General features: G+C 46.3%; 8 protein-coding genes. All 8 read right to left on the bottom strand.

The genetic code is table 11. From position 1 onward, the window contains the following. Positions 1–15 precede the first annotated feature (15 nt). The 8 genes from FHW36_RS29060 to FHW36_RS29095 all read right to left on the bottom strand — a co-directional run bounded on the left by FHW36_RS29060 (position 16) and on the right by FHW36_RS29095 (position 12,344). On the bottom strand, positions 16–1,317 hold the full coding sequence (locus FHW36_RS29060) for a DUF4302 domain-containing protein (protein WP_145674831.1): 1,302 nt from the start codon (positions 1,315–1,317) through the stop codon (positions 16–18). A 33-nt stretch (positions 1,318–1,350) separates the two neighbouring features. Then, positions 1,351–2,250 carry a zinc-binding metallopeptidase gene (locus tag FHW36_RS29065; RefSeq protein ID WP_145674833.1) on the bottom strand — a complete coding sequence of 300 codons (900 nt, stop codon included), beginning with the start codon at positions 2,248–2,250 and terminating at the stop codon, positions 1,351–1,353. Positions 2,251–2,287: 37 nt separating this feature from the next. Continuing rightward, positions 2,288–3,775: a RagB/SusD family nutrient uptake outer membrane protein gene (locus FHW36_RS29070; RefSeq protein WP_145674835.1), complete on the bottom strand. Its 1,488-nt coding sequence runs from the start codon at positions 3,773–3,775 to the stop codon at positions 2,288–2,290. A gap of 10 nt (positions 3,776–3,785) precedes the next feature. Next, entirely contained in the window at positions 3,786–7,427 is a 3,642-nt protein-coding gene (locus FHW36_RS29075) for a SusC/RagA family TonB-linked outer membrane protein (protein ID WP_145674837.1), read from the bottom strand. Positions 7,428–7,836: 409 nt separating this feature from the next. Next, entirely contained in the window at positions 7,837–8,844 is a 1,008-nt protein-coding gene (locus tag FHW36_RS29080; RefSeq protein ID WP_145674838.1) for a FecR family protein, read from the bottom strand. Positions 8,845–8,961: 117 nt separating this feature from the next. Next, positions 8,962–9,555 carry an RNA polymerase sigma factor gene (locus FHW36_RS29085; RefSeq protein WP_145674840.1) on the bottom strand — a complete coding sequence of 198 codons (594 nt, stop codon included), beginning with the start codon at positions 9,553–9,555 and terminating at the stop codon, positions 8,962–8,964. Between the two features lie 520 nt (positions 9,556–10,075). Continuing rightward, positions 10,076–11,764: a dihydroxy-acid dehydratase gene (ilvD, locus tag FHW36_RS29090; RefSeq protein WP_145674842.1), complete on the bottom strand. Its 1,689-nt coding sequence runs from the start codon at positions 11,762–11,764 to the stop codon at positions 10,076–10,078. A gap of 22 nt (positions 11,765–11,786) precedes the next feature. Beyond that, positions 11,787–12,344: a Crp/Fnr family transcriptional regulator gene (locus tag FHW36_RS29095; protein WP_145674844.1), complete on the bottom strand. Its 558-nt coding sequence runs from the start codon at positions 12,342–12,344 to the stop codon at positions 11,787–11,789. Between the last annotated feature and the right edge of the window lie 322 nt (positions 12,345–12,666).

Consider the following 12,666-nt stretch of genomic DNA (forward strand, 5'->3'; position numbering starts at 1 on the left):
ATTTGGTTGTTGCAATTAGAAAGTCCGCCAGTTGATCCACGATTTGCCATCCCTGGCATTGACCATATCAAAGGTGGATGTGCCGGTTTGTACCAGGTAGAAGCCTTGCGGGTCAGCCATCAGTGCTCTTGTTTTTTGCACAGCAGTAACATAGTTGGCTGGGTCTCCATAAAAACCGTTGTCATTGAAAATGATCCGTCCGTCTGTGGTAAAAGAGGGAGCGCTGTAACCCGGGCCAAATTCGATACTATTCTTACCATCGTCTTGCTTTATCACAAACCCGAGGAGATCCAGTGAGGTACCAGGGCCATTGATCTGCGGGTAGTAGGTGAGAAAGGCGTAGTTGGGTAAGTCGGTGATATGGCAGGCGTCATCTTTACCATCCGCATGAAACCCGCTGGCTGTTATCCAGTACTTTTCATTTTGTATGGCATACTGGTACCACCGTTGGGCTGCTGCTGGATCAATAACCAGTGGTGTGGCCGTGTTGGTGATGGTAGCCGGCTTACCGTTAATAGTAAAGGCGATAGCGCCGTTTTCCCATTTTACCTGTTCCAGGCTGCTGATGGTAATGTTATTGGCTTTAAATGCAGGGATAAGGGTAATGCCTGTTGGCGTATAGGTGTAACCGGTAGTTACTTGTTGCGGCTTTCCATCTTCTGTCCAGGTAAAGGTGATCCAGTGCAGGTATTGGTTAATGCTTACATCATAGTCGCCAGAGCTGGTAGATAGCCGATGAAAGTAGGTGAGCAGTGCACCAATGCTATCGATCGACCGGTTGATTTTATGCTGCAGGTAGTTTTCCTGGTCCTGTTGCGTAGCCTTGATCAATACAGCTTTGCTGCGATGGAAGCGGCCGGTGAGCCAAACGGAATCGCCTTGTGCGCCGTTGATGGAAAATTCAAAATCGGAGCCCAGGCCATTGCCATATACGCCGCCGTTGTGGCTGGCGTCAGGGTCACAGAGTACGTGCAAATAAGAATAGGTATCGAATAGCAGGGACGGCTGTTGTAATGCTTTCAATCGCCAGCTGCTTTCATGTATGTTGTTGGTACTGGCAGCATCGAAGTCGGAAAACATTTGTACCCGGTTGGCATCGGAGAAACTGAAATAGAAGCTGTATACGCTTCCGGGAACGCCTGCCGGGTATACCAGTGCCCTCCAGCCATACGGGGCGCCGGTGAGCACTTGCTGGTAATGCGACAACGTATCATTGATACGTTGGTCCGGTGATTTATCAAAAACGGGATCTGTTTCCTTTTTACAGGAGGCGATACCGGCCAGGATGAATAATAAAAAGATCAGGTTGTTTCTCATACTGTTATTTTTACTCTCTGTGGAGCGTTGCTTTTAATAGAGTAACTGATTGATTTCTCTTCGCGTGCGTGTTTGGAGACTGTAGAAGTCGATATGCCATACAATGGAGAAATAGCTGACCACGAGGGCTTCCTTTTGCCGCAGCCGTGACTGGGCCTCGGCTTTGGATACGCCATTGATGCTGGTGCCGTCGGGGATACTATTAACCATGGCGTCAAATCCAGCTTTTCCTTCTACCAGCATAGTGGATACCATCTCTACAAAATCTTCGTCAAAGCTGGCCATGGAGTACGGTGTTACAAAACCATCGCGGCGGGCCTCCTCGTCCGAAATGTTATTCCAGTTGCCGGTGTAGAATCCTGCGCAGATACGTTTAAACGCAACGGGATACATTACGGTCTGATGCAGGATATGGCCAAACTCATGCTCTATTACATGGAACATTTGTTTTACGTTGGAAGAATCGGAAGGCCGGTATCCTTCCATTCCTTTTGTCAGAAAATCGTTGACGAGGTATAGCACTACTTTTCGGCCGCCTTCTGCTGTCCCGAGGGTAATGGTGCCGTTTTCGTTCCAGCTGGCGCTTCCGGACAGGATAAAATACTTCGGGCAGTATTTTTTGAAGAAAATAGCCCCGGCCTCACTGATATAGGTATTCATCCATACTTTTTGAATGGCCGACATTACGGGTATTATCTTTTCTTCTTTAGGCGGTACCAGTGTCTTGTTCAGTTCAAATTCGAACTGGTCCCATTTATATTTTACCGCAATATTGAACGGCACCGTCAGGGTATCGTGCAACCATTTATCCAATGGTGAGTTCACCCAGGTATCGCCGCCAAGGCCGGGAATATTTTCCACGTTGCCCGGGTCATCTTTCTTGCTGCAGGCTAACAGCAAGCATAGGGGGATGATGAGTAATAATGCTTTCATTTTGTTGATGTATTAGTGTTGGTAGTATCGCTTGTTATTATCTTGGGTTTAATGCTATTCCGGAGGTGGTGGCAGCCGCCGGGATCTGGAACAGGCGGCGGTTATCGTCGGCTTTCAGTTCCAGTATTTGTCCTTCCCTGGTAGTGTGTATCACCGGCATTTTGTAGCGTTGCAGGTCAAACCAGCGTTGTCCTTCCTGTATATATTCTGCCCGCTTGAAATCCAGGATGGTGCGGATACAGGCGCTTCTGGCATCGGTGATGCCGTAGAATTGCTGCATGGCCGACAGCGTGATGGTATGTTGCGCGGCGTTGTAATTCCGGATACGTTTGCTGGCAAACAGGTTGAGATCCGCCAGCACGGCGCTGGTGTTGTTAAGCCAGGCATTGGCTTCTGCGCGGTTAAACAATACTTCTTCCGTGGTGAACAACGGGGTCATCACATAGGGCTGTCCGATGGTGGCGTTCACGGAATTTTTCACGAAGTATTCCGATAATTTAGGCACAAAATAATCCTGGGAGCCATAGTAGTATAATGGGTACGCCCACACGCCACCGGTTACATTACGGCCCAGTATCTCCGCCTCATGTACATAGTCGAGATCATACCGCAGCCGGCCGGCATTGCGGCCCCAGAGGGAGGGGGCTTCTGCAATCAACAGGTTGGCTTTTTCGTTGGCGTTGGCGTAGAGGTCGAAGATCTGTGCGGGCGACATGTTGCCGTAAGTGCTATTCCACCGACGCATGTTGTTGGCTACATCGTTATTGGAAAAGGTATGGTCTGCATAGGCTATCACTTTAGGATAATCTTTCTTAAAAAGATAAAAACGGCTAGCAAATGCATAGGCGGCGCTCTGGTTAAAATGATAACGGGGAACGCTATACGCATCATCGCTGATCAGCGGCAGGCCGGATAGCAGGTCTTTTTCCACCATGTCGTATACATAGGCTACCGTTTTACGTTCATACTGTTTGATGACTACGGTTTCGGGTACGGTTACATAGGGGATACCGGGATCCTTGGCGGCGGTGGCAGCATCGTAGCTTTTGGCAAAGATATTTACCAGCATAAAATGCGCGTAAGCCCTCGCCAGCAGAGCTTCACCTCGCTGACGGGTATAAGCGGCGGGATCTGCTGCTTTTTCACATGCTGCCAGCGCCTGGTTGGCGGCGGCGATAGCAGTGTAGCAGGCTTTCCAATAAGCCTCGGGTGAGTCTTCCTCGATCCACTGGATATCATTAAATACATAAGCATCCTGGTTGGGGCGGTAGTATACGCCTACGCCTTTGTCACCTACATTGTCAGACATCGCCTCGCACATTGTAGTATAGCTGGCCTGCGGGTATGCAGTACCCAGTAGCTTGCTTACTTTGGCAGGTGTGCTGAGATCTGTCCAGGTGCTGTCAGGCACCTGCTCCAGGTATTTTTTACATCCGCCGGCGATAAGTGTGGTGAGCGCAAATATGCCGATAAGGGCGGGCTTTATTTTTCGTTGCGTTGTGGACGTTATATAGCAGGTTGACATATATACTTTTTTAAATACCAACTTTTAAAGAAAATGTGAATTGCTTCTGAATAGGCTGGGCTACGCCACCGGCGTTGAAAAACTCAGGGTCCTGGCCCTGCAGCCTTTTATCTGCATAGAGCAGCCATGGATTGATGGCGGCAGCGCTTACTGCTACATTACTGAACCCGGCAAGCCGGGTGAGTTTTCCGGGCAGCTGATAAGTCAGCGACACTGTTTTCAGCCGGATGAAATCACCCTTGGCCACTCTTTCAGTGGAGTAGTTGTAATTGTTGTATGGATGGGCGCCTTTGAGCAATATTTGTTCAAAAGCATCCAGGATAGACGGGACATGTGTGGTGCCTTCATCACCCGGCATTACCCAGCGGTCGTAGAATTCCTTGGGCATGGCGTCAAGGTCGGAGTAACTGGTTTTGAAGGCAGGATACAAGCGGATCTTGTTGCCAAACTGGTAGGTAAAAAATATATTCAGTGACAAAGCTTTATAACGGAAGGTATTGGAGAACCCGCCTGTGATTGGTGGATCTACCGGTCCCTGGTATACCAGGTGACTGGTGTTGAGTGATTGGAGGTCTACATCAGCACTCTTGACGCCATTCTGGTTAATAAATGAGGGCGCGCCTGATTTTGGATCAAGACCCGTATATCGGAGAGAGAAAAGACTGTGTACCGGGTATCCTTCTGTGTTACCACCTTCTGCGACCACGAGATCGAAGATGCCGGGGATATTTTTTGCGTTGGTAATTTTGTTGGTGCTGTAACCAAAGGTAGCGCTGGATTTCCAGTTCCAGTCTTTAGTCCGGATGATATCTCCGCCTATCATTACTTCGAGTCCTTTAGAGTCCATGTCCGCATAGTTGGCGGCTTTAAACATTTCGCCACCGATCCCGGAAGTTTTGATGCGGCTGATCAGGTCGAAGCTTTTACGTGTATAGGCATCGATGCTGAAGTTGAGGCGGTTATTAAAAAATCCACCGTCGATCCCAATGTTGGTGGTGTATAATTTCTCCCAGGTGAGATCATCATTTTGTAAATGCGATAACCGGATAACAGATTCAACTTCTGTGAGATGCGGGCGATTAGTATTAACGGTTTGATAGACTATGTTGGAATTGGTGGCGGGCCCCATACTGGCGGTTAAGCCATAGCTGGCACGAAGCGTCAGGTAGTCCAGCTGACGGATGCTTGCGGCAAAAGCTTCCCTGTCTATATTCCAGGAACCGGCCACGCTCCAGGTAGGGAGCCACCGGGCCTTGCGGGATTGCCCGAGACGGTTGGAACCGTCGTAACGGCCGGTAGCCGTGAAGTTGTACTTGTTGTTGTAAGCGTAGGTGCCGGTGGCATAAAATGCGGCGAAACGGTCGTAGTCTCTGCCCATACCAAAGTAGGGGAAATTACTTTCAATGGTTTGTTTGAGGATACGGTAATCGGTAAAGGTGGCGCCGCCGTTGTCGTATTGATAGCCATAACCGGTGTTGGATGCATTCTGGCGGTCAGCATATTTTACTTGTTGTCCTACCAGTATATTGAGATTATGTTTTTGCGCGAAGGTGTCGGAGTAATTGATGCCATTACGGAAGTCATAGTTCAATAGCTGGTCTTCGGTACGGTTATAGAAGCCGCCAGCGGGTAATACTATTACCGGCAAAGCGTCCGGGTTATCAGGATCGCGGTATAAAAATTTATTTCTTTCGGCGATGGTGGCGTTGCCGGCTGCGCGGTAGGCGTTGGCCATGTTGGCATTTTCTGTGATCTGGTGTTCCCTGGAGGATTTCACATACCGGATAGCGCCGGTAAATTCGTAGCGGATATTTTTTGTCAGTTTCCACGACAAGTCACCCTGTAGGCGGAGGTCCATCATATTAAGGTCCAGGTAATTATTTTCCAGTTCGTTGATGATATTGAACGGCGCATAATTTCGTCTGAAGTATTCCAGCTTTCCGTTTTCATCATAAGCGGTCAGTGTGCGGCTGGTATTGAGGGAGTAGCTGAATGGGTTGATATCGAAATCGCGGTCGTATTGACCTTCTACCGGGTTACTGCTGCGGGTGAGTGCGCCGGGTGCTTTTTGGCGGCGAACAGAGGCGAGTGTAGAGAACCCGGCGGAGAGTCTGTCGGACAGTTTATAGTTGTTCCGGTAGTTCAGTGTATAACGGGTAACTTTATCGGCCAGCGTCCATCCGTTATCGCTATAAAAACTGGTGGAAAAATAGGATTGTGCTTTATCGGTTCCTGATGAAATGCTGAGTGAGTGTTCCTGTACAAAGTTATTCCGGAAGAGGAGGCCAAACCAGTCGGTGTTGGCTTTGGCATAGCGTAATAAAAATGCCTTGCGGTGTTCAGGGTCGTTTTCCACGGGGAAGTTTCCGTTGTTGTCAGCGTCGAGCTTTTCGTATAATTTACCAAATACGCCAATATCGCCCTGGGAAAGTATATCCGAGTTAAGGATTCCTTTTCTTTCGAGTTCAGCCAGTACAGACATCTGCTGCCCGGAGTTCATAATATTGAAGTTGTTGTAGTTGGGTTTTAGTTGTGTGCTGAAATTACCGCTGTAATTAATAACGGGCTTGCCTGCACGACCTTTTTTGGTAGTGATTACTACCACGCCGTTCATGGCGCGGGCACCATACAAAGCTGCCGCTGCAGCGTCTTTTAAGATATCAAAACTTTCGATGTCGTTGGAGTTAAGACCAGCCACTGCAGAGCCAAGCAGGGTGGTAGGGTCCCCGCTGGAGAGCTGGTCGTTAGAGATATTGACCACATCTTCCAGCACCACACCATCTACTACCCATAATGGCTTGTTATCGCCATTGATAGAAGTAGCTCCACGGATACGTACTTTTGGCGCAGAGCCAAAGGTGCCGGAAACATTTTGGATGGCTACGCCGGCAACCCGTCCTTCAAGCATGCGACTTACGTCGGTAAGCCCGTCTATTTTCACATCTTCGCCTTTCAGCCGGGTGGCGGCGCCAGAGAATTTTGTTTTATCGATGCTCTGGAAACCGGTAACTACCACTTCCTGGAGGCGGGTGGGTTTTTCTTTCAGTACAATGGTAAGCGCGCCGCTTTTGAAGGAAGCAACACTGATTTCTTCTGTTTTGTAACCGGTGTAATTGAATACGAGGATGGCGTCGTTGGCCACTTTTTTTAGTTCAAATACGCCTTTTTCATTAGTGGTTACACCACGGGAAGTGCCTTTGATCATGATACTTACGCCTGGCAAGAACTCTTTCTTTTCATTGGTCACCACACCTTTTACGTCTGTAACGGGAAGGGTTATACGCATCAGTTTACCTGTTACCGCCAGAGAAGCAGGCTTTTTGCTGTTGTCATGTTTGATGACTACGCGGTCGTACATCACACTATAGGAAAGAGAGTAGGGGGTAAGCAGCTTGTCGAGCAGATCGCCTACTTTTTCATTATGTGCATCCACACTTACCTTATTAACATCCAGTGCCTCATTGCTTACAAATACAAAGGATACTTCAGCGAGATTCCCGATTTTTTCCAGCGCATCTTTAAGAATAACATTCTTTAATTCAATGGTGATCTTTTTGTCAAGCGCATCCTGCAAACCATTTCTGGCATAGGTTTTTGTTGCTGCAAGCAGCAGTAGTAAACAATAAGTAAATAACTTTTTTTTGCGGAACATAAGTATGTTTTATTGGTTTCGTTCGGGCCATAGAATCTCCGTTCCGGCTTCTGGCTGAAACCGGGCAATAGACGGCCTGCTGCATGAGCAGGAATGTTTTTAATCAATTATATGGTGGCTGTTTTAGCCGGACAATAAAGAAGTAATCGGTATCATGTGCGATATAGTTTTTGGTTGAAAATTGTATTACAGTCTATAGCTATGGTATGTATAGGCAACAAGCAGCCACCTGATCCAATGTGTTACATTTGATCAATCAGTTAACCAGCATGAAGTACATTCAGGCTAAAGGTCACCAGGATAGTATACCAGACTTATAGTATTTTCTTTCTTAGAATCGGGTTCAATTTTGTTGATAGCAGTCCATCTTGAATATAGTTTGGTTAACGATATTTCGGTTGTTTTTTTTCTATTTACAGTTACCGCCAACGATAATGTATCCATTGCCAGCACTGTCTTTCCTGACTTTGGTATCTAATAAAAATGCAATTAGCGAAAGCGCTTTGTCTAAATCGTCTGTTGTGTTAAAGGAACCGTAAAACCTGCACTGCGCGGATTTCTGGTCTGTTACTACGGGTACGTTATAATATCTTTGCAGGTCAGTGGCTACTTTAGATAAAGGATCTCCTTTGTAGATAAATTTACCACTCATTTTCTGCGTAAAAAACCGGGCATCTTCGCTGGCATCCTGGAGTCGCAAGTCTTGCGATACGGGGTTGTACACCGCGCCTTTGTTGGCTGTTAGTACCAGTTGTCCGTTTTTGTGGGCCTGGTTTCCATGTGTGTTTACCTGTACCATTCCCGACACGACTACCACCCTGGCCATATTTTCTTCGCGTACTTCCATATTAAAGGAGGTGCCTAATACGGTGGTGTTTATCAGCGAAGAAGAAATAATAAAAGGGTGTTTCGCGTCATGGTTAATTTCAAAAAAAGCTTCTCCCTTTAAAACTACTTCCCGGTTCTTGCCGTTAAATTCCTCCGGAAAGCTGATGCTGGAGGCTTTTTCAAGGTGAACGAGGGAGCCATCCGGCAGTTTCACTGTTTGTCGTTCTGTGGTAGTGGCAAATGCCTTTTGTTTCACCCGTTCCTGCAACAGTATATACCAGGCGGAGCCGGCCAGCAGCAATACCACGGCTGCTGCGGCAATTTTTTGTTTATATAAACGAAATATACCTTTAAAAGAACTATCGTTGGCGCCTATACGTTGATGGATATTTTTCAGCATCCGTTCAGACAGACGTTTATCCAATATCTGCTTTGCTGTGAGCAGGTCGGCTTCAAAGTACTCGGTGGCTGCCATTTCCAGCTCTGAAAGATCGTTGGTCTCCAGGTAATCCGCCATCCACTCCTGCTCTGCGGCGGTCCACCTATCTTTCTTTAACAGTTGTTTGAGGTATTCCTTTCTGTTGGGCACTGGCGTGATGGTTTAATCTAAATACGCACGGTTGATAAAAAAGGGGGGGCCCTTTCCGGACTTTTTTTTGGAAAAATAAACATTAATTAAATCATAATATAAAATCCATTGGCTGGATTAGGAATCATGATAGTTTAGAAACAGTAGCAGCAACACAATATATTTATGGTCTCCGTTGCGTTGCATATAATCATTTAGTTTGATCATGGCAGCCGATAGATGTTCTTTTACTGTATTCCGGGAGATATTAAGTTCATTGGCTACTTCTTCATAGGTTTTACCTTCCAGTTTACAGCGGGTAACTATCGTTCTTTTTTTAGGAGATAATTTTGAAATGGCCTGTTCCAGTAAATGATACTGTTCTTCGTCGATGTTCTTTCGCTCAATGGCTACCGGGTCATCTGCATCGGCCTGGAGAATGTTTTTATGAAAAGCCTGTTCACGCAGCTTTTTTCTTACAAAAGATACACACATGTTAAAGCTGATCACAAACAGCCATCCGCTGACGGATTGGTCCGATTGTATATCCTGTCGTTTTTCCCACAGGCGCGCAAATACGTCCTGCAAGATATCCTCTGTTACCACCTCATCTTTCACAAACTTGAAAATATTGCGGTACACCGCCTGATGATATTTCCAGTACAAGGCATCGAAGGCGCTTACTTCGTGGTTTTGTAATCGTGCTACCAATTCGGCATCTAGTATATTCATATTTCTTCTTTTATATAAATCATATCGTGGAATATAATTTATATGGCTAGAAAAAAGCCAGGTTCCCAAAGGCAATGGCCATCAATTCCGCTGCATAAATTAGTAACAAATATTATTATTTAATAAATAAATTCGTATTAACTATAATTATTAATTGTTACAAGCATATACAGAGGGATAAGTGTAAACGAAGCGGGGGCGTTAATGAAGGGTGGGCGGCCGGTATAACCGGCTATGCCGCTTATTTGGGTGCCCACTGCCAGGGTAAGTAACGTAATGGGATATACGCCGTTGCCGGCGCTTAGCGCACCACGCATTTGTGATACGATGTGCATCGGTATACCATAACGTAAAGTGACCGGAGTTACGAAAGTTTTTTTAGGGAGCGGTTTCCAGGAAAAAAGCCTGCAGATGAAATATCTACAGGCTTAATGCACCTTCTGGTAAGGTTATTTGCGGGCTGTTGGGGGGCAGTCGAACCCCTGATACCGCTTTTAATGATCAATCACGCTCAATCTCACTATAAATCACTCTTTAAAACGGCGCCACTACTGGCATTCGTCACCAAAGCCCTATACTGTCCAAGCCATTTTGACTTCAGATGTTTTTTTACCGGTACAAACGCTGCTTTCCTCCTTTTAATCTCCTCTTCCTCCAAATTCACCTCTAAAATGTACTTATGCACATCAATATGAATCTCATCTCCATCCTTCAGCAACCCTATCATTCCCCCTTCTGCCGCCTCCGGCGATACATGTCCAACAGATGCGCCTCTCGTGGCCCCACTAAACCTACCGTCCGTAATCAATGCTACGGAACTACCCAGTCCCATCCCCATTATCAAACTCGTTGGTGTCAGCATCTCCTGCATTCCTGGCCCCCCCTTTGGCCCTTCGTACCTGATCACCACTACATCGCCAGCCTTCACTTTCCCCATCAAAATCCCCTCTATCGCCGCTGGTTGCCCATCAAAACACACTGCTTTGCCTGTAAACACCCGGGAGCCTGTAATCCCTGCTGTTTTAATCACAGCTCCCTGTTCCGCCAGATTTCCATACAAAATTGCCAATCCACCTACCTCGCTATAAGGATTATCTATCCTATGGATGATCTTGTCATCCTTGATTTCCGCATCCTGAATCTTTTCAAAAAGCGTCTCTCCACTAATCGTTAGGTTATCAATCAGTACGCCATTTCCCCGCTTAGTCATCTCCTTCATTACCGCATTCACGCCTCCGGCCTTATTGATATCCTCCATATGCACTGTCAGCAGACTAGGTGAGATCTTTGCAATATGAGACACATTCCTGGAGATCTCATTAATATCCTTCAACTGGAAATTCACATCCGCCTCCCGGGCAATTGCCAGCATATGCAGCACTGTGTTGGTACTTCCACCCATCGCCATATCTACTGCAAATGCATTGCGCACAGCATGCTCATTAAGGATGTTCTTTAATTTAAATCGCTCCCTTGCCACATCGTCCTTCACGATATCACAGATCCTTTTGGCAGCTTGCCTATACAGTGCTTCCCTTTCCTGCGTCTGCGCCAGAATCGTTCCGTTCCCTGGCAGGGCAATACCCATCGCTTCCATCAGCGTATTCATAGAATTTGCGGTGAACATACCTGAGCAACTACCGCCACCCGGACAGGCATTACACTCAATATCGCTGAGTTCTTCGTCGCTTATCATTCCTGCCTCGTGCTTACCTACTGCTTCAAAAGCTGTAGCCAGATCAATTGGGGCGCCATCTTTCGTGTATCCTTTTGCCATAGGCCCACCACTAACAAAGATGGTAGGTACATCGACCCTGAGTGCTCCCATGATCATACCGGGTACAATCTTATCACAATTAGGAATAGCGATCATGGCATCGAGCTTATGAGCATTCATCACACTCTCTACAGCGCTCGCAATCAGTTCTCTGCTTGGCAGAGAAAACAGCATTCCATCATGGCCCATTGCAATCCCATCGTCAATCCCAATAGTATTGAATTCAAAAGGAACGCAGTCATTTGCCCGGATTTCATCCTTAATGATCTCCGCTACTTTATTCAGGAAAAAGTGTCCTGGAATGATTTCGATAAATGAATTAGCAACGCCAATGAAAGGCTTATTGAAATCGTTATCTTTTAACCCGGTTGCTCTGAATAACGATCTATGTGGCGTTCTGTGATACCCCTTTTTTACTTCGTCGCTTCTCATGATGGGCATGGTTGTTTTAGAATTACAAATGTGATTTCAGCCTGCTAAGCGTCTCCGGCGATATATTAAGATAGGCAGCAAGATTAGCATTGGACAATCGCTGAATAAGTTCCGGATTGTTTTGAAGCAGGCTTCGGTACCGTTCCGCAGCGTTTTGCGTAAGCAGACTACTGAGTTTTGAGTTGATGACAGTCAGGCCATATTCGAGGATGTAGATATAGATCTTATCCCATCCTGGCATAATTTCTCTCAGTTTGAAGAAGTCGTGGTGTGTAATCACGAGCAGCTCCGAGGTCTCTACTGCCTGTATATACTCCGTTGCCGACTTTCTGGAAATAAAGCTGACAATAGAGGTCAGGAAGGTGTTTTCGAAAGCCATGAACCTGGTAGATTCATTCCCGTAAGAGAGCCGAAGGCAGCCTTTTGCAATGAAAAACATTTTATCCGCCACCATGCCCTCTTCGAGTAGCAGTTCATTCTTCTTTGCGGTAACCGGTTTAAAATAGGAAAGTGTTTCAGCGAGCTGTTCTTCACTGAGAGATGTACTTTTCCGGATGAGGTCTGCAAGGTCGGCTGTCATTAGTCTGCAATTGAAAAAACAAAGATGGGAGAAAATCTTTTGAAAAAGATTGACCTTCGTCAAAATCGGTGGCCCGTTGCGCTCCTTCAACAACCATCTCCAGGTATCCCCTTATAATTATCTACAGTGCTAAAAAGAATGACAATGATGTTAATATCATACAGTAAGAAATAACTATGGGCGCTTTATTCAAAGATTAATTAATGTTTCTGCATAGGGTTAATAAGGGATCAAGTTGAAAAGTTGGGGAATTAGGCATAAAGTTTATATAATCTAAACAGAAAGAATTCTACATCCCGTACCCCTCGAAGAGCGTTTCTAA

It is taken from the genome of Chitinophaga polysaccharea, from assembly GCF_007829335.1.
Taxonomy (GTDB): domain Bacteria; phylum Bacteroidota; class Bacteroidia; order Chitinophagales; family Chitinophagaceae; genus Chitinophaga; species Chitinophaga polysaccharea_B.